Here is an 18,870-nt window from a genome sequence, read left to right on the forward strand (position 1 = left end):
GTCTTATTGGAAAGATTAATATCTTTGAGATGAATGTGGCAAAGTTCAGAAATTCTGATGCCTGTTGAAAGTAAAAGTGAAATAATTAGTAGATTTCTTTCAGCGTGTTGTTTTTGATAATCAGTTTTAGATAGAGCTACTCTCTGCTCTAAATATAAAAAAATACTTTTCAGAATGTCATACGGAATCGTTTTAGGCAATATTTTTTCAGTTCTAAATTGAAAACGCAATTGATTGAAGGGGTTCTCTTCAATTATGTTCTGGTATTTTAGATAGTTATAAAACACCTTCATACAAGCAATTTTTCTTCTTAATGTATTCGTTTTTATGTTAGATCGTGTCAACTGTTCTATATAGGATTCGACATTATCATAGTCTGAGTTATAAAATTGCATAAGATCATTCTTATAAGCGCGAATCGTGTGTGAACTCAAACGCTTATGAGTTTTGCAATAATCTAAGTAAGTAGAAATAAGTTTATAATCCATAAAAATCTCCTTTATCAATAATCATGCTATTATAAACCTATTTGAGTGCTTTGTATAGTGATAATAAATTGTTATCAATAGGAGAATTTATGGATACCTTGCAGAAATTTGAACAGCTGTACAATGATGCAGTATTTACATACCAGAATCAACTTCCTCTATGCGCAGCAGAGAATGTTGTATCACCATTTTCTAAAATTATGCTCTCTTCATCACTACAAGAGAAATATCTTCTAGGAGCAAGTTCGATCTACCAAGAAAATAATTTTTTAGGGAGTAATAAGCTTTTTGAATTTAATAGTTTACTAAATCAACTATGCCTTGAACTATACAGTGCACAATATGCTGATGCACGCACTTTATCTGGGATTAATGCTGTTACCTCATTACTAATGACATTATTTGAAGTAGGGGACACTGTGTACATTACAAGTGATGAATATGGCGGTCATACCTCAATAAAGAAAATATGTCGAAGACTAGGGATAGTTACTAGATATATTCCTTATGATTACGATAAGTTAGATTTTGATTACGACCGATTAAATAAAGCTCTTATAGAGGAAAATGCTAACGGGGTATTAGTTTGTCTCTCTGATGTATTATTCCAGCCTAAGTTAGAAAAGATTGACTTACCTGAAGACTGTATATTATTGTACGATGCCACCCAAACCTTAGGTTTGATTGCAGGTAAAGAAAATAAAAATCCCTTTGAATATTTCAATAGTAGCGATGATAATTTCATTATGTTTGGTGCTGCTCATAAAACTCTTCCAGGGGTGACATGTGGTCTTATATTGACAAATAATCCATCGTTACTTCAAAAATATGAAGCAATCAATCCTGACTTCTTAAGAAATACCCATTTTCATCACATTCTCAGTTTAATAACAACTTTGATTGAATTTGAAAAATTTGGCAACGCCTATTCTCAAAATATTCGGGAAATGGTCAAAGACCTTTCTAAAAAGTTAAAAAGGAATGGCTTTATCTTAGTAGGTGATGAACGGTATTCTGAAACTCACCAGATTTGGCTCTCTTTTCCTAATCAAATTGAATTAGACGCCTTTTTTGAAGCATGTTGCCATTATGGCATATCCGTAACAAAGCGAGAAAAGAAAATCTATAATGATTTTGGGATTAGGATTGGTTTACAAGAAATCGCACGCTATAATTGGGAAATTGATATTATTGATACTGTAGCCACGATACTAACGGCAATAAAAAATAATATGCCTAGCGATGAAATCACTAAGCATGTTGATAACTTTGTAAAAGCAAGACGAACTCTGAACTATACTTTTTCAGATGCACAGGTTAACCAATTTAAGCAAAGTTTACATGACAGTTAAAGGTATAAAACAAGACAGTTTTTTCGATAATTTTTGGGCAATATTAGAAGTATCATAATACTCTAACAGCCTAGCATACTTAGAGAGTTTATCAAGCATGTCATAGTCATGTGTTAGGTAATAATAAGCTAATTGGAATTGCACTTTATTCAATAAAGACTCTGTCTGAATGGCTCGATGAATAAAATTTAAATCTTTTTGTGTAACTTTAGCATGTTGCTCCTGCAATAATATCCTTCCAATCATTGCATTGTGATATAAATTAGTATCTCCAACATTTTTTGAAAATGCAATAGCTTTATCATAGAAATCATAACTCGCTTTATAATTCTTTTTAGAAGATTGGAAATAGAACTTCTCACGGTATAATTCCCCAGCTTCAAAATAATAATCATATAAAATTCTTAATTTGCTATTCTCTAAACTCTTAATATTTTCTATTAAGAGTTTTTCTGCTTTTTCTAAGTTATTACAACATTTACGATAAAAAATAATATAATGACGTTGAGCGAATAATACTATCTCGTTACCAGACTGTAAACTATTTATTTTATTTTCCAACTCTGCAAATTTTCTTTTCAGGTGTTTTTTTCCTTGAAACATATCAATTGAAAAGGCTGAATATAGCGAACGAATTTGATAATAGATTTCTTGACTATTGTTGGAAAGTTTACGAAAATTCTTAGATATTTGGCTTAAGTCCTCACCGATGTGCCTCTTACAATGCAAGATTAAATAGTTACAACGCTCTTGTTGTGCAGAAGATACGGTACTTGTTGCCAGTAATAATTCTAAATTTTCAATAGCATCTTGAAAGGAATTCGTTAAATGTAAGAGATCACAGAAATTAATCTTATAAGATATCGCTTCGGTTCGAACATTTCTATAGATTAGGTTGTTATTAAACACATCGCAATCATTTATTTTATCGATAATATCTTTCGCGTAGTTGTAATCTCCTATTTTTAATATAGAAGAAATAAAACAGTCAAAAAAAACATTAATAATTTTATCAAAATCAAAAAAAGCTTGAGGTCCGTTTTGTAAAATTATCTCACCCAAATATAGTAGATATTGATATTTTTCATTGTTGTACAATTGTTTTAATATTTGAATAAAGGTTGAATAATCATTTTTTATTGCGATAGGCAGTCGTAGTGATAATTCTAAAAAATTTTCCTGACAATGTATTTTATAATAATCCAGTAATTTTACGTACACGTACTCATTCTTTAAGTGTGAGAGATACTGTTCAGCAATGAGCGGATTTAATTCAATATTCTTTGTGGTTTCTTCAAATTGAATCAACCCTTTTGATGACAAAGACATTATTAGGCCAATATCAAAAGTGGAGAATAGTTCCTCGGTAAAGTCATGATATAGAATTTTATTCAAAGCGATTGACTGCAAGAGGTCTCTCTCTTTAGCAGTGCAAATGGCTAATTGAGATGATATCACCTCCACGAGTTCATAGTTAAGCGGGCGGCGTTTTGTTTTGAAAAGATAGTCTACATAGACAGGAATGCCTTGAGTTAGGGTAAATACTCTTGAAAGATTGTCTTCATCAATATCCAATCTACGTAGCTTTGCTAGTTCAGCAACTTGTTTCGCATCAAAATTCTTTATTTCTATTTGAGAAGATTCCTTAGGATTAATATAATTTAGCCCTACAACAATCTTATACTGAATATGATAATTATCTAGAAAAAAATTGATTATATTGGCGTATTGTGCCGGAGCAATATTATCTAGGATAATCAGACATTTTTTACGACCAAGGAGACTATTAAGCCAATTATAAAAATCAAGTGGACTGACTATCTTTATTTCAGTAATTTTCTCCAGTTCATCAATTAAATTTTTCTTTTCTAAATCGATATACAATGAAAATTTTATGCATTTTTCTTTTTTATCAAGGACTCTATCATGTAGTTTTTTCAGTGTAATTGTTTTACCGCGTCCTAGAGCACCGTATACAATAGTTAGTTCCTGTTCTTTTATGAGTTCCTGAAGAATTTCTTGGATTTCCATTTCTCGTTTTAAATAAACATTATCCTGTATGTACTGTTTGTTCTTGAAAATATCCTTACGTTTTTTATGCTTTTGCAGATAATGTTGTGCAAATTTCTGTGGAATTTTGAATATGAACAATATGACCGATATAATTATGGGGGTAAAAATTTGATAAAAATTGGGATATTTTGCTAATAACTCCTCTAAATATTTAAGCAATTTAATCTCTCCTATTGATAACAATTTATTATCACTAGTATACCATAAATTCATTTTTAGTTGTTTGATTTGTATAATGATTTTTTTAGTTAAAATTAGATGATATTGGCCAACTATAAATTAAAACACTGTTTTGAAATTATATCGAATACTTTGGAGTCAATTACAAACTTACAACGACTAGAGAATTGTGTAGTTTGAAGGAAATAAGTACAAGTTTATTAGAAAAGTAGCATTTTATAGGATTATCACGAAAAATTCTAATTTTAGAATTATACTTTCTATTAATTTAGAACATGTTTTTTTATTTTTAAATGTTATAATAGTGTTATCAAGTAAAAGTAGCATACTATAATTGGTAACAATATAAAATTCTACGAAAGACACATGGCCTGACAAAAACAGATTTGCTCGAATTGTATAAATTTTACGCAATAACCCTTAGCTGTTATAAAAAACGAAACAAGTACCATTTCAACAGAATTTATAGTCACTATTTGCCAGGAATTCATAGAAGATGTGTCTATGTTTCAAAAATAGATCAAGGTTAAGCATCTGTCACTCTTCAATGATGCCTTTTTGTGTAATAGAGTAAGATCGAGGAAGAGATGTTGAAGGTGGGACAGGAACGGTTGTGTGAATTAGTTTCAGGTAATGGAGATAAGAAATGAAGTTAACAAAAGTAATTATTAATAATTTTAGATCATTCGGTGAAAGTCAAATTATTGAATTAAACAATCAAACGGTACTGATTGGGAATAATAGTTCGGGAAAAACAACTGTATTACAAGCATTGAGTAAGCTGTTTTCGGACAAACAAAATGATAGAATAATTAAAAAAAGTGATTTTCACCTTCCAAAAGGTTCAAGGCCCGGAGAAAATACTAGAAACCTCTTTATAGAAACTATTTTTGAGTTTGATGAACTTGATGGAACTCTCTATAGTCCAGCAATTCCATCGTTTTTCGAACACTTTACAGTTTCTCAAGATGGTGCAAAACCTTTTTTACGAATCAGATTAGAATCTTCCTGGGAAGATGATGGAACAGTTGAAGGAAGTGTTGATACTCAAATCTATTATATTTCATCTGATGAAGAAATCATTAAAGATGAGGACAGGCATCGTGCTCCTAGAAAGGATTTGGATAAAATTAGGGTACTTTATGTACCTGCTTCAAGAACGCCTGAGAAGGAGTTGGGTAATGCTTCAGGTAGTATGTTAAGTAGGTTGGTAAATAGTATAAATTGGACCGAAGATGAGATAAATGAAATTACAGATAAAATTGATGAGTTGAATAGCACCTTTTTATCTGAAAATGGAGCATTAACTCAGATCAACAATGAGATTCAGAAATCATGGGAATTATATCATGAAGATAACCGTTTTTCTCAAGCAGAGTTGATTATTAATTCTTCTGAGATGGCGGCAGCACTTAGACAGATTGCCTTAAAATTTTCACCAACAACCACTGAAGAAGCATTTACAGTTTCAGATCTAGGAGATGGACTGAGATCTATTTTTTATTTTTCACTTGTTGATTCGATACTTGATATTGAGTTAGAAATTACCAAAGACCGTGAAGAAAATCCTGATAATCCAAGATTTAAGTTGATTCCACCAGTACTAACTATCTTAGCAATAGAAGAACCAGAAAATCATATTGCTCCACATCACATTGGAAAACTGATAAAAAGGTTTAAGCAATTAGGCAATAATGACAACTCTCAAGTAATTTTAACGTCACATTCTCCAGCTATTGTAAAAAGAATTGACCCAGAAGATTTGAGGTATTTAAGAATAGAAAATAATGACAGAGTTCTTCAAACCATTGTTTCTGATATACAGCTACCTCAAGCTATAGATGAATCTTATAAATACATTAAGGGAGCAATTCAAGCCTATCCTGAACTATATTTTGCAAAGTTAGTAGTACTGGGTGAAGGTGATAGTGAGGAACTGCTATTACCAAAGTTTTTTGATTTACTTGGACTGGAAATTGATAGTTCTCAGATTTCAGTAGTTCCTTTAGGAGGTAGGCATGTTAATTATTTTTGGAAATTATTGAACGCTCTCAGGATTCCTCATATTACCTTATTAGATTTCGATAACGAAAGATATGGAGGTGGCTGGGGAAGAATTCAATATGCAATAAAACAATTGATACTAAATGGGGTTGCTAAAGAAAAACTTGTTACTGTAACAACCGAATCTCAAAAATCACGAGTTCTAGATGATGATGAGATTGATAAAATAAAGGACTGGAAGATTGATAGACCTGATAATCAGTTGCTTGAGGGGTGGATTAAAATGTTAGAAAAGTTCAATGTGTTCTTTTCTGCACCGCTTGATATTGACTTCTTAATGTTACAACATTATCGGAAATATTATCTGGGTATGTTATCTTCGAAAGAAGGACCAGTCATTTCATATGCTGATTCAGGCGGGAATTGTAAAAAAGTAAAATTAACTGATTTGGATCGTATTGATAAATTGCAGTTTGAAGGTCTCGAAAAACGTATAGTAGAAGCAAAGATAGCTACTTTAAAGGATAAGAGTGGACCAGGGGATAGTTTTACTAGAGAAGAGAAAGAATTAATGATTTGGTATCAATATTTCTTTTTAGGTAGAGGAAAGCCAACAACTCATATGCAATTTTTATCATCTATTAGTGATGATGAATTAACAAGAAATCTACCCGCTGTATTTGAAAAAATAGTTAACCGTGCTGAAGAATTACTTGGAGATATTGAACATGGTGAAGAGTGAGGAGTGGCTTCCTAAAGGAGATATCATTTTAGAAGAGACTGCATTAGGAGCCGTCAAAGATGTGATTAACTGTTTAGTCATTGCTGGACCCGGTGCGGGGAAAACTGAATTACTAGCTCAAAAGTTAGACTATTTATTCTCTACAAATAAATGCGTTTCTCCGAAAAAAATTCTAGCATTAAGTTTCAAAACGGATGCTGCATCAAATTTGAAAGAAAGAGTGAAAAAACGTTATGGTGCTGAATATGCTTCTCGATTTACCTCTCTAACTTATTCATCATTTGAAAAGAGGATTTTAGACCAATTTAGAAATGTTCTTCCTGGAGAGATAAGACCGTCGAAAGATTATTTGATTGAAGAAATGGAAGTCATAAAAGAGGTTCTTTATAGAAATGGATTAAATACTACTGGAATGAGTATGAATAGCATTAAGGAAATTGCAGAAAGTATTGCCTTGAGTGATAATGATTCAATTATAAAAAATGATCTGTTAAAAGGTACTCAGAGTAATAAGCCAGTCCTTTTTTACAGACAAATAACAAAGTTGAGTACTCAAATAATAGCTACTAACGAATACATCCGTAAAGCACTTCAAATGACATACGATTTTGTATTTCTAGATGAATTTCAGGATACTACATATGCCCAGTATAATTTATTAAAAACTTGTTTTTTAGGTTCGTCTTGTAAATTAACAGCAGTTGGAGATAATAAGCAAGCCATTATGAGATGGGCAGGTGCAAATCCTGATATTTTTCCAGACTATATTCTAGACTTTAATTCAAATGAATATCAATTGTTGATGAATCACCGCTCTGTACCTAAACTTGTAGAATTTCAAAAAGAGGTTCATCAGATTTTAAATAGTAATCACAGTTCTATTCAGACAAATAATTATCCAGAATTTCAAGAGGGTGAAATAACATTATTTGAATTTGAAAATGAAAGTTTAGAAGCTGAGTTAATTGCAAATGATATAGAATCAAAAATTCAAGGAGGTATACGACCATCAGAAATTTGTATCCTAGCAAAACAGAAGGTTGATGATTATAGTTCAAAATTGATAACTACATTAAGCAGTAAAGGGATTAAAGCAAGAATTGAAAATGAATATCAAGAGCTTTTAAAAGACCCTACTTGTAACCTATTATTAGATTTAATATCATGCAGTCAAGGAAAACGAGATCCTTTAATTTGGGAAAATATTAGTAATTTTTATGGAAATATCAATGGAATAGATGAATTTACTGATGAATTAATTTTAGCAAAATCCTATAAGGAGATTGACAATATAGTTAGTGATATTACTTACCTAATTTCAAATGTTATTCCCAATGAAGAAAGTATGCTAAAATTAATTGATTGTATTATTGAAAAAATAGATGAAAAAAGAATTATTTCCAACTTTTCAACATACAATGGAAAAAGTGACCTAGATATCATTGTCAAGAACTTTTCAAAGTTATTATACAAAGAATATTCTCAAACACAAGGTGAATGGCTAGATATAGTCTCTAGTTTCAAGGGTGAAAACTCAATTCCAATTATGACTATCCATAAGAGTAAAGGATTAGAATATGAGGTGGTCTATTTTCTAGGCTTAGAGGATTCTGCATTCTGGAATTTTAATCATCAACCTGAAGAAGATAAGAGTGCCTTCTTTGTCGCACTTTCAAGAGCAAAAAGTTACCTAATCTTTACATACTGTAAATTGAGAAATAATAGGTCGCAAAACAATAGAAATATTAATGAAATCTATTCATTACTGATTCAATCTAGTTTAGTTGATGTTGTTAATTAATAATGATTAAGGCATAGGAATTAGTTTTTTTAAATAAACTAATTCCTATGCCTTGTATTGCATGTTTGAATAGTTGAAAATGTGATAGTAGATTATCAAGATATACTTTTTTGAAAACTTTTTAATAACTTAATTAAGTTTAGTTCAGTTAAGTTTTTTTCATTTTCTTGACTATTATAGTCAGGATTTTTTGTTTCGCCTTTTTAAAGTACAAATTCAAATCTTTTTTTGAAACGACTATTTGCTTCATTATCTCTTCTATTGAAAAATTACTTTTTATTAAGTTGTGAGTCTTTTCCAATTCTATTTTATCATCATAAATTACTATATTATTTTAAAATCTATCTAAAGGATATTTTTCGAGACCAGGTATTGAAGAAAATACTTTCAGCAATTGGTACTTTAAAGTATTTTTGTATAAACAGTGATAATAAATAGTCTCCTGATAATCTATTTTAAAACTTTCTACTTCAGGGGAAGGGACTAGACAATTACCTTGATCTAAATACATAGCCATACATTCGTCAATTGTAAGATGACGATATCGAAGTTGTACTAATTGCCAATCAATATTAGTCTGGTATTGATTTAAACTATAAGGCATAGTTTTGACACGATTTGCATCATCGTCGGTAAGTTTAATATAAAAATCGGGATTAGGATTATAAATAAAAAATCTTCCGTCTTCATTTTCAATGAAGAACCAATTTTTATAATCTTTTAAAACATGAAAATACTGCTCTTTGATATTTAAGTCGGTATGATTAAACTTTTGAAACAACTTATTTATTAACTCAAAAGGAGCAAAGGAGTATTTAGGAGTATTTATAGAGCCATTTCTAGCATATATTAATCCTTTTGGTAATACAGTATCTTTCTTAGGCTTATAATCTTTTGTTAAAAATACAGGAACTTTATCTGTATCATGAATAATTAAGATGTCAATTTCTTTGTTGTCTATAGTTTCAGTTTGTATGCTAATTTTAATTTGATTATTTGTTGATATAAAGAGTTTATGTAGTAAATCTGTTAGATATTCTTCATTTCTTCTATTATCATCATTGTTTACACCGATTATATCTAAAGTGATATTATCAATTCCAAAGATGATATAACAATCTTCGTGATGTGATGTATTGACAAAATTTAAGATATCACGCACCAATTAGTTTTTGAATGATGCCATTTTTGTTTAAAATCATGAAACTCATCTTCGGGAGTATTCAATAGTAAATGTATTTGATCTAGACTCAGCATTTTTATTTCTCCAAATATTAGTTTACAGAAATTTTATCATAGAATCAGAGAAAGTCAATCATAACTATATTAGCTGTGATACCTTTTCCAAATCTTCCCTGTTATCCTAATATCATTCATAGAAAATCAATTTTTGATTTTCTATGGGGGTTTGGGGGCGAAGTCACCAAGTTATCTTATCGTTGGCTGTCAAAACTAGAAGGTTTTGATAGGCTGGCGATATGATTTTTGGGATATTGTGGACACAATATATGAGCTCGCAAAGACCGAACAAGAAGCAAGTGAGGTCTTTAGGAAGCGTACTGACAATGTGAGGTAGACTTACACTGTCAGACAAGTAGAATGTTGAAGGGATATCAGAATGGGACAAGAAATTAAGTCAATCCGAAAGCAATTTAGAATTACGAGACAAGAAGAAAAACAGATAAAAGAAATGATGAGGGAACAAAAAGTGGATAGTTTCTCAGAATTTCTTCGTCAAAATTTATTGAAAAAGAATTATCAGGATAGAATTTTTGAAAGTTGGTTCTCCCTTTGGCAGTCTCAAAAGTTTGAACAGATTAGTCGAGATGTGTATGAAGTTCTGGTTATCGCAAGAGAAAATCATCAAGTGACTCAAGAGCACGTCTCAATCTTATTGACTTGCGTTCAAGAATTGATTGCAGAAGTGAATCAAGTGCAGCCACTCAGTCGTGAGTTCCGTGAAAAATATATGGGTTAGGAGGATGTAATGGTTTATCGCTATCGTACTAATCTCAAAAAAGTATTTCTAACTGATCCAGAATTACACCAATTGAATGAACGGATTGCTAAGAGCAATTGTCAAAATTTCTCAGTCTATGCCAGAAAAGTTTTACTTAATCCCAATATGTCATTTGTCACGATTAACACTGATACTTATGACCAGTTAGTTTTTGAATTGAGACGGATTGGAAATAACATAAATCAAATTGCGCGTGCGATTAATCAAAGCCATCTGATTTCTCAGGATCAATTACAAGAATTGAGTAAAGGAGTCGGAGAGTTAATTAAGGAAGTGGACAAAGAATTTCAAGTGGAGGTGAAAAGACTGAAGGAGTTTCATGGTAGTTACTAAACACTTTGCGACGCACGGAAAAAAATATCGTAGGCGTTTGATTAAATATATCCTCAATCCAGATAAAACAGATAATCTAAAATTAGTATCTGATTTTGGCATGAGTAATTACTTAGATTTTCCTAGCCATGCAGAAATGGTAGAAATGTACAATGTTAACTTTACTAATAACGACAAGTTGTACGAGTCCAGAGATGACCGACAAGAAAAACACCAACAAACTATTCATGCCCATCATCTCATCCAATCATTTTCTCCTGAAGATAATCTGACACCTGAAGAAATTAACCGCATTGGTTATGAGACCATGATGGAATTGACAGGAGGTCGTTTTAAGTTTATCGTAGCAACTCACACAGACAAAGATCATGTTCATAATCACATCCTAATCAACGCTATTGACCGCAATTCAGATAAAAAGTTGATATGGAACTATGCCTTGGAAAGAAACCTCCGTATGATTTCAGACCGTATTTCTAAAATGGCTGGTGCAAAAATTATTGAGAAACGTTATTCCTATCGAGATTATAAAAAATATAAGGAATCTAGTCATAAATTTGAATTGAAACAACGCCTTTATTTTTTGCTTCAGCAATCTAAATCATTTGATGATTTTTTAGAGAAAGCAAAGCAGTTGCATGTTCAGATTGATTTTAGTCAAAAGCATAGCCATTTTTTGATGACAGATAGAACGATGGTAAAACCAATTCGAGGTCGCCAACTTAGTAAACGAGATTTATATGATGAAGACTTTTTTAAAACATATTTTGCCAAACAAGAGATTGAAAGTCGTTTAAAATTTTTACTAAAGTCTGTTTATTCATTAGAAGAATTGCATGTAAAGGCTAAAGAGTTGAATCTAACCATCGAGTTAAAACAGAAAAATGTGATGTTTACCCTAGAAGAAGATGGCAAAAAGATAAGCCTGAGTCATAAAAAAATTAGAGATAAGAAATTGTACGATGTTCAATTTTTTAATCGTTATTTTGAAGATAGAGAAGTTAGAGATATTCAAGCATTAGAAAATCTTCAGGAAGATTTTCAGACTTTTCGAGAGGAGCAGCATAAGGAGAAAGTCTCCGCTGAAGAAATCGAGGAAGCCTTCAAGAAATACAAGGAAAAACGAGATGCTATCCATGAGTTTGAGATTGAACTTACGGATAATCAGATAGAGAAGTTGGTTGATGATGGTGTCTATATCCAGGTTTCGTTTGGTATCAAACAGAGTGGACTCATCTTTATTCCTAACTACCAGCTAGATATTTTTGAGGAAGACAATCATAAAAAATATAAAGTCTACATTCGAGAAACGTCTTCTTACTTTGTCTATAATAAAGAAAACATGGATAATAATTGTTTCATCAAGGGTAGGACCTTAATCAGACAATTGAGCAACGATAGCCAAAAACTCCCCTATAGACGACTAACTTTAAAAAGTCTTCAAGAGAAGATTTCTGAAATTAATCTTATGATTGAACTATCTAACACGAACAAACAATACCAAGAAATCAAAGATGAGCTTGTATTAGAAATTGCAGAGATTGATATGCAGCTAGAAGAAACCCAAGAAAAAATCGCCACCTTAAACAAGATGGCGGAAGTCCTTATCAATTTGAAGAGTGAAGATCATGAGACTAGAAAATTAGCTAAGTATGATTTTGCCCAAATGAACATGACGGAATCAATAATGTTAGATCGACTCAATACAGATATTTTAAAATTACAACAGGAACTTGGTAATGAAATTAATAAATATGAGGAGATAGCTAGAAGATTGGATTTGTTTGTGAAAATTATTAATACCAATAAATTTACAGTTCTAAAATTTCACGAGAATGCCTTACTAGAATAATATTATTTACGACTAATTCGTTAAAAGATAGAGAATAATTTCATTTATTTTTTGTTTACTAGTTTATTAAAATGGTCAGTATAGTGTAATTTTAACTTATCTTCTCCTAAAATATCGAAGACTTGTATGGCTTGTTTCATTTTTTCAATTCCACTGGTTGATTGGCAACGTTTAAATTCAAAGTAACCAGTTGCATAGAGAAAAACTGTTTGTTCATAAAAGTTTAGTTCATTATCCAACAATGTCTTTATCTTACTAATTAAATAGGAGCAATTAGAAAATTTTTCCTCATCTATACTAAGAATTAAACAATTTATAGCAAGTTGAGTGACCATTCGTTTATTGGTTTTATTCAGAGAAGAGTAGATATAATTCTTTAACAATTCCTTTGTCAATAAGAAGTAGGAATTGTAGTTAATTGTTCGTGCACAGTTACCAAATATAATAATCTCATAGTAACCCCATTTTTCGACTTTAAAAAGATAGTCTGTCAGTTGAAGTAGTTCTTCATCTGATGGAATGATCCTCGAATCCATTGTGTGCAGAATGGATTTTACCATAGTTTTCTCTAAAGGATCTAGAGTGTAATTTGTAGTGTCAGATAGTAGGCACGCTATATTATCAATACTTTGTGATGAGTATTGTTTACAAATATATTGAACTAGGTTAGCAAATGATTCACTATTAGTGTAGTCATCATCGTGTAAAATAAGAAACTCATCTAGGGTAACGTGCAACTTGTCTAAAACATTGATAAGCCTAATACAAGATATTTCTGATTCTCCACGTTCAAATCTAGAGATTTGAGATTTAGATAAATTACTATCAGCAATTGAAGATAAACTTATTTTCTTTCCTTTTCGAATTTTTCTGAGTGTTATACCAAGTTTTGATTTCATAATTTTCCCGTTTTCCCAACAAAAAAGTAATTGATTCTTATTTATTGTACAATAAATAAAAAATGAAAGGAAGTCTAAATATGAAGAAAATTTTAAAAAATTCCCTAATTTTATTGTTGGTTATGGATATTATTATTGTCGGTGGATAAAATGTTTAGGTGTACACCTAAGTCTTTAGATATCATCTAAAGACCTAGTACTGGTTGGAGGACACGATGTATTGGTTAAATTATTTTCCGGAGTATAGTTTAGAAACGTTTGAAGTAGAATAGATATTAAGGACCTATCTTTCTCTTATTCCAAAGACTCAGCTCCTGTAATAGAAAATTTAAATTTGACTATTGAGTCAGGACAGAGAATTGCACTAGTCGGTCAACCGGGGTCAGGAAAAAGTACGTTATAAAAAATACCATCAGAATTATATAAGATTGATACAGGAAAAGTTTTATTTGATGGTGTAAATATTAATCAAATAGATAAAAAAATATTAAGTCAAAATTTAGGAGTAGTTCCACAGGATTCATTTTTATTGAACAGAAGTATTCTTGATAATATAACTTTAAAGCACGAAGTTACTTCACAAAAGATAGAGGAAGTTTGTAAAGCAGTTCAAATCTATGATGAAATCATAGCTATGCCGATGAAATTTAATACTATCATCTCAGAGATGGGTTCAAATATTTTAGGTGGTCAAAGACAATGGATAGCACTGGCACGTGCATTAATAAATAATCTTAGTATTGTAATTTTAGATGAAGCAACTAGTACATTAGACACTATTAATGAGGAAAGAATAACAAAGTATATAAAAAGTCAGGGCTGTACTCAAATAATTGTAGCTCATAGATTGTCAACGATTAAGAATGCGAATATTATTTTTGTAATGAAAGGTGGTAAGATTGTTGAGTCAGGAAATCATAAGTACTTAATGGCTCTTGGTGGAGAGTACTACAGCTTATATACAAAAAGGAAATGAGGTGTACAGAAAATGAAGAAAGAAAATGAATATGTAATTTCAACAGCAGCCTTACTAGGGGTGATGATTGGAATAGTGTTTGCTATTTTTTTAGATTTTCCAGTTGAATATGGTATTTCTTTAGGTTTGTTGAATGGAATAGTATTGGGTTCACTGATTTCTTACAAAAACAATAAAAATTAAGCATAATTTTTTGCTGTAAACTAAGGAGTAGAGATGGCTATAGTTGAAATTATAAATCTAACAAAAAGCTTTAAAGATATTGAAGTTATTCATAACACTTAAATAATAGAGCAACTACATTAGTAGCTTAAAAACATGATTAAACCGCTATTCTTAGGAGTAGCGGTTTTTCTTTTTGTTCAAGAAGGGGCAAAAAAGGGGCGAGTAAGTAATTTTCCAACTTTTGAACTCAACATAAAAATCCCCAATCGTAGCGATTGAGGATCGAGCAAATAACTCTTAAACAATACCTTGTGCGATCATAGCGTTTGCTACATTTTCAAAGGCAGCAATGTTTGCTCCTGCAAGGTAGTCTTTATCAAGACCATATGTTTCTGAAGTTGTTTTAGCAGTGTTGAAGATGTTTGTCATGATATCTTTGAGACGTCCATCAACTTCTTCACGAGTCCATGAGAGGCGAAGGCTATTTTGGCTCATTTCAAGGGCTGAAACGGCTACACCACCAGCATTGGCAGCTTTTGCAGGTCCGTAGAAGATACCATTTTCTTTGTAAACTTTGATGGCATCAAGGTCGCTTGGCATGTTGGCACCTTCAGATACACAGATAACGCCTTGAGCAACCAAACGTTTAGCTGCTTCACCGTTGATTTCGTTTTGAGTCGCACATGGAAGAGCGATATCATAGTTTCCAGCGTAAGTCCATACAGAACCTTCATGATAAGTAGCGGTTGCTTTCTCAGCTGCATACTCAGTCAAACGAGCGCGACGTTTTTCTTTAACATCAACCAAAAGATCGAAGTCGATACCATTTTCATCGATGACATAACCATTTGAGTCAGAAACAGAGATAACAGTTGCACCAAGTTCAGTCGCTTTTTGAAGAGCGTATTGGGCTACGTTACCAGAACCTGAAATAACCACTTTCTTACCAGCAAAGCTGTTGCCGTTAGCTTTAAGCATTTCTTCAGTGTAGTAAACCAAACCGTAACCAGTTGCTTCTGGACGAATCAAGCTACCACCAAATCCAAGAGGTTTACCAGTCAAGACACCAGCATCAAATTGGTTAAGGCGTTTGTATTGACCGTAAAGGTAACCAATTTCACGCCCACCAACACCGATATCACCAGCAGGTACGTCAAGTGATGGTCCGATGTGTTTTTGCAATTCAGTCATGAAGCTTTGGCAGAAGCGCATCACTTCAGCATCTGTTTTACCTTTAGGATCGAAGTCTGATCCACCTTTACCTCCACCGATTGGAAGTCCAGTCAAGACGTTTTTGAAGATTTGTTCAAATCCGAGGAATTTCAAAATCCCTTGGTTAACAGTTGGGTGGAAACGAAGTCCGCCTTTGTATGGTCCAACAGCTGAGTTGAATTGAACACGGTAACCACGGTTTACTTGAATTTTTCCATCACGGTCAACCCAAGGAACACGGAAAGAAATCACGCGTTCTGGCTCAGTGATACGTGCCAAGATATTTTCTTCGATATACTCAGGGTGTTTTTCAAATACAGGTTCTAAAGTGTTGAAAAATTCTTCAACAGCTTGGAGGAATTCAGCCTCGTGCCCGTTACGAGCTTTCACAGTTTCAAACACGCTTTGGATATATTCTTTAGCAGATGTCATATCGTTCTCCTTAAATTCTAATTTAATTATGTGTGTCATTATAGCAGAATTTTTTTTAACTGTAAAGAGAAAAACAAAAATTTTCTAAAAATTCTATCAATTTAGTTTTGAGACTTTTTGAAAATAGATAAAAAACGAACCTTTTTCTTATAAATGACTTTCTTAAAGAGAAAAGCTGAAAATATGGTATAATATTAGCAATAAAAGGAATCCGGAGGATCAGAATCATGGTATCAACGAAAACACAAATTGCTGGTTTTGAGTTTGACAATTGCTTGATGAATGCAGCAGGTGTGGCTTGTATGACGATAGCGGAGTTAGAGGGGGTTAAAAACTCAGCGGCAGGAACTTTTGTGACCAAGACAGCGACCTTGGACTTCCGTCAGGGAAATCCTGAGCCACGCTATCAAGATGTTCCGCTTGGTTCCATCAACTCTATGGGTTTGCCAAATAAGGGCTTAGACTATTATTTGGACTACCTCTTGGATCTGCAGGAAAAAGAGCCGAACCGAACTTTCTTCTTATCTCTAGTCGGCATGTCTCCAGAGGAAACCCATACTATCTTGAAAAAAGTCCAAGAGAGTGATTTTCGTGGTTTGACTGAGCTAAACCTCTCCTGTCCTAATGTTCCAGGTAAACCTCAGATTGCCTATGATTTTGAGACAACAGACCGGATTTTGGCAGAGGTATTTGCCTACTTCACCAAACCTCTGGGAATTAAATTGCCACCATATTTTGACATTGTTCACTTTGACCAAGCGGCAGCTATTTTCAACAAGTATCCTCTTAAGTTTGTCAACTGTGTTAACTCTATCGGAAACGGCCTATATATAGAAGATGAGTCTGTCGTTATTCGTCCTAAAAATGGTTTCGGTGGCATTGGTGGAGAGTACATCAAACCGACTGCTCTTGCTAATGTTCATGCTTTCTACCAACGCTTAAACCCTCAAATCCAAATCATCGGAACAGGAGGAGTTCTGACTGGTCGTGATGCCTTTGAACATATCCTCTGTGGAGCGAGTATGGTGCAGGTGGGAACCACCCTTCACAAAGAAGGAGTTGGCGCTTTTGACCGCATTACTAATGAACTGAAAGCAATCATGGCGGAAAAAGGGTACGAAAGCTTAGAAGATTTCCGTGGGAAATTGCGCTATATTGATTAAATTCATTAAAAAATCAGAAGAAAGGAGAGACGATGCTAGCCATTGAAGAAAGTCAGAAGTTGACTTTATCAAATTTACCTAGTCTGAGCCTATTTACAGGGACAGACCAGGGTCAGTTTGAAGTAATGAAGAGTCAAGTGCTGAGACAGATTGGCTATGATTCTGCCGACCTCAACTTTGCCTACTTTGATATGAAAGAAGTGGTTTACAAGGATGTGGAACTGGAGTTGGTCAGCCTTCCTTTCTTTGCGGATGAGAAAATCGTGATATTGGATCATTTTGTCGACATCACTACTGCTAAAAAGCGCTTTTTGGCAGATGATGAGCTCAAATCTTTTGAGGAATATCTTGATAACCCTTCACCAACAACCAAGTTGTTAATCTTTGCGGAAGGAAAGCTGGATAGCAAAAGACGGTTGGTTAAATTACTTAAGCGTGATGCCAAGGTTTTTGATGCAGTAGAAGCTAAAGAGCAAGAATTGCGCCAGTATTTCCAAAAGTGGAGTCAGAAACAAGGTCTGCAGTTTGTGGGGCAATCCTTTGAAAATCTACTTATCAAGTCTGGTTTCCAATTTAGTGAAATTCAGAAAAATCTCCTCTTTTTACAGTCCTATAAGGAAGACTCTGTTATCGAGGAAGAGGATATTGTTAACGCAATTCCCAAGACCTTGCAGGACAATATTTTTGATTTAACTCAGTTTATTCTGACTAAAAAGATGGATCAGGCGCGTGACTTGGTTAGAGATTTGACCTTGCAAGGTGAAGATGAAATCAAACTGATTGCAGTCATGCTAGGACAATTTCGGACTTTTACTCAGGTGAAGATTTTGGCAGAGTCTGGTCAAACAGAATCGCAGATTGCAAGTAGTTTAGGTAGTTTTCTCGGACGAAATCCTAATCCCTATCAAATCAAGTTTGCGTTGAGGGATTCAAGAGGACTTTCTTTGAGCTTTTTGAAGCAAGCTATTTCTTATTTGATTGAGACAGACCATCAGATTAAGACAGGTCTTTATGAAAAAGGTTTCCTTTTTGAAAAGGCACTCTTACAGATTGCTAGTCAGGTCAATTGATACTATCTGAAAAATTTTTTAACCCGCGTCAATATTATTTTGTCGTGGGTTTCTTGCTGATTTACTTATTTTATTAGAAAGTATATCAGTGATTTTCTTATCTATAAG

Annotated in this window: 14 protein-coding genes and 1 pseudogene; 10 read left to right on the forward strand and 5 right to left on the reverse strand. The window is 32.8% G+C overall.

Features of this window, described 5'->3' with window-relative positions; genetic code table 11:
- Window positions 1-488 (reverse strand): site-specific integrase (locus N8M09_RS09370; protein WP_261064985.1); only part of this gene is annotated, 488 nt, incomplete at its 3' end.
- A gap of 89 nt (window positions 489-577) precedes the next feature.
- Here N8M09_RS09370 and N8M09_RS09375 point away from each other — a divergent pair.
- Complete coding sequence (locus tag N8M09_RS09375) at window positions 578-1,840, forward strand: PLP-dependent aminotransferase family protein (protein ID WP_261064986.1); 1,263 nt, start codon at window positions 578-580, stop codon at window positions 1,838-1,840.
- Here N8M09_RS09375 and N8M09_RS09380 read toward each other — a convergent pair.
- Window positions 1,826-4,072 carry a hypothetical protein gene (locus N8M09_RS09380; protein ID WP_261064987.1) on the reverse strand — a complete coding sequence of 749 codons (2,247 nt, stop codon included), beginning with the start codon at window positions 4,070-4,072 and terminating at the stop codon, window positions 1,826-1,828. The two genes, N8M09_RS09375 and N8M09_RS09380, sit on opposite strands and share 15 nt — an antisense overlap.
- A gap of 667 nt (window positions 4,073-4,739) precedes the next feature.
- Here N8M09_RS09380 and N8M09_RS09385 point away from each other — a divergent pair.
- The gene (locus tag N8M09_RS09385) at window positions 4,740-6,839 is read left to right on the forward strand and encodes an AAA family ATPase (RefSeq protein WP_261049428.1); all 2,100 of its coding nucleotides are present in this window, start codon (window positions 4,740-4,742) and stop codon (window positions 6,837-6,839) included.
- The gene (locus tag N8M09_RS09390) at window positions 6,826-8,640 is read left to right on the forward strand and encodes a UvrD-helicase domain-containing protein (protein ID WP_261064988.1); all 1,815 of its coding nucleotides are present in this window, start codon (window positions 6,826-6,828) and stop codon (window positions 8,638-8,640) included. Before N8M09_RS09385 ends, N8M09_RS09390 begins: the two co-directional genes overlap by 14 nt.
- Before the next feature lie 334 nt (window positions 8,641-8,974).
- Here N8M09_RS09390 and N8M09_RS09395 read toward each other — a convergent pair whose 3' ends face one another.
- Entirely contained in the window at window positions 8,975-9,802 is an 828-nt protein-coding gene (locus N8M09_RS09395; RefSeq protein ID WP_261064989.1) for an ATP-binding protein, read from the reverse strand.
- Between the two features lie 456 nt (window positions 9,803-10,258).
- Here N8M09_RS09395 and N8M09_RS09400 point away from each other — a divergent pair, with 456 nt between their 5' ends.
- The 3 genes from N8M09_RS09400 to N8M09_RS09410 are packed head-to-tail and all read left to right on the forward strand — an operon-like array spanning window position 10,259 to window position 12,845.
- A complete protein-coding gene (locus N8M09_RS09400) occupies window positions 10,259-10,618 on the forward strand; it encodes an SAG1252 family conjugative relaxosome accessory protein (RefSeq protein ID WP_049524364.1) in 360 nt (119 codons plus the stop codon).
- 9 nt (window positions 10,619-10,627) lie between these two features.
- Window positions 10,628-10,993: a plasmid mobilization relaxosome protein MobC gene (mobC, locus tag N8M09_RS09405; protein ID WP_000263039.1), complete on the forward strand. Its 366-nt coding sequence runs from the start codon at window positions 10,628-10,630 to the stop codon at window positions 10,991-10,993.
- Window positions 10,980-12,845: an SAG1250 family conjugative relaxase gene (locus N8M09_RS09410; RefSeq protein WP_261064990.1), complete on the forward strand. Its 1,866-nt coding sequence runs from the start codon at window positions 10,980-10,982 to the stop codon at window positions 12,843-12,845. The genes mobC and N8M09_RS09410 overlap by 14 nt, the downstream gene beginning before the upstream one ends.
- A 44-nt stretch (window positions 12,846-12,889) precedes the next feature.
- Here N8M09_RS09410 and N8M09_RS09415 read toward each other — a convergent pair whose 3' ends face one another.
- A complete protein-coding gene (locus N8M09_RS09415; protein ID WP_261064991.1) occupies window positions 12,890-13,744 on the reverse strand; it encodes a helix-turn-helix domain-containing protein in 855 nt (284 codons plus the stop codon).
- 334 nt (window positions 13,745-14,078) lie between these two features.
- On the opposite strand from N8M09_RS09415, the pseudogene N8M09_RS09420 reads away from it, so the two are divergent.
- Window positions 14,079-14,720, forward strand: a pseudogene (locus N8M09_RS09420) (ATP-binding cassette domain-containing protein).
- Between the two features lie 12 nt (window positions 14,721-14,732).
- Window positions 14,733-14,903, forward strand: a complete 171-nt coding sequence (locus N8M09_RS09425) for a hypothetical protein (protein WP_119943697.1) — start codon at window positions 14,733-14,735, stop codon at window positions 14,901-14,903.
- Between the two features lie 279 nt (window positions 14,904-15,182).
- Here the strand turns inward: N8M09_RS09425 and gdhA are convergent, their stop codons facing one another.
- Window positions 15,183-16,529, reverse strand: coding sequence for an NADP-specific glutamate dehydrogenase (gdhA, locus tag N8M09_RS09430; RefSeq protein ID WP_050108763.1), 1,347 nt, complete (start codon window positions 16,527-16,529; stop codon window positions 15,183-15,185).
- Between the two features lie 227 nt (window positions 16,530-16,756).
- On the opposite strand from gdhA, the gene N8M09_RS09435 reads away from it, so the two are divergent.
- Entirely contained in the window at window positions 16,757-17,692 is a 936-nt protein-coding gene (locus N8M09_RS09435) for a dihydroorotate oxidase (RefSeq protein ID WP_261064992.1), read from the forward strand.
- 32 nt (window positions 17,693-17,724) lie between these two features.
- Window positions 17,725-18,762 carry a DNA polymerase III subunit delta gene (gene holA, locus N8M09_RS09440; protein WP_261064993.1) on the forward strand — a complete coding sequence of 346 codons (1,038 nt, stop codon included), beginning with the start codon at window positions 17,725-17,727 and terminating at the stop codon, window positions 18,760-18,762.
- The last annotated feature ends 108 nt before the right edge of the window (window positions 18,763-18,870 follow it).

This window comes from Streptococcus mitis (assembly GCF_946190375.1).
GTDB classification, from domain to species: Bacteria; Bacillota; Bacilli; order Lactobacillales; family Streptococcaceae; genus Streptococcus; species Streptococcus mitis_CJ.

What these genes read in the sequence shown, in the direction of transcription:
- N8M09_RS09375 (WP_261064986.1), top strand. Translation starts at nt 578, where the DNA reads ATGGATACCTTGCAGAAATTTGAACAGCTGTACAATGATGCAGTATTT.
- N8M09_RS09385 (WP_261049428.1), top strand. Translation starts at nt 4,740, where the DNA reads ATGAAGTTAACAAAAGTAATTATTAATAATTTTAGATCATTCGGTGAA.
- N8M09_RS09390 (WP_261064988.1), top strand. Translation starts at nt 6,826, where the DNA reads ATGGTGAAGAGTGAGGAGTGGCTTCCTAAAGGAGATATCATTTTAGAA.
- N8M09_RS09400 (WP_049524364.1), top strand. Translation starts at nt 10,259, where the DNA reads ATGGGACAAGAAATTAAGTCAATCCGAAAGCAATTTAGAATTACGAGA.
- mobC (WP_000263039.1), top strand. Translation starts at nt 10,628, where the DNA reads ATGGTTTATCGCTATCGTACTAATCTCAAAAAAGTATTTCTAACTGAT.
- N8M09_RS09410 (WP_261064990.1), top strand. Translation starts at nt 10,980, where the DNA reads ATGGTAGTTACTAAACACTTTGCGACGCACGGAAAAAAATATCGTAGG.
- N8M09_RS09415 (WP_261064991.1), bottom strand. Translation starts at nt 13,744, where the DNA reads ATGAAATCAAAACTTGGTATAACACTCAGAAAAATTCGAAAAGGAAAG.
- N8M09_RS09425 (WP_119943697.1), top strand. Translation starts at nt 14,733, where the DNA reads ATGAAGAAAGAAAATGAATATGTAATTTCAACAGCAGCCTTACTAGGG.
- gdhA (WP_050108763.1), bottom strand. Translation starts at nt 16,529, where the DNA reads ATGACATCTGCTAAAGAATATATCCAAAGCGTGTTTGAAACTGTGAAA.
- N8M09_RS09435 (WP_261064992.1), top strand. Translation starts at nt 16,757, where the DNA reads ATGGTATCAACGAAAACACAAATTGCTGGTTTTGAGTTTGACAATTGC.
- holA (WP_261064993.1), top strand. Translation starts at nt 17,725, where the DNA reads ATGCTAGCCATTGAAGAAAGTCAGAAGTTGACTTTATCAAATTTACCT.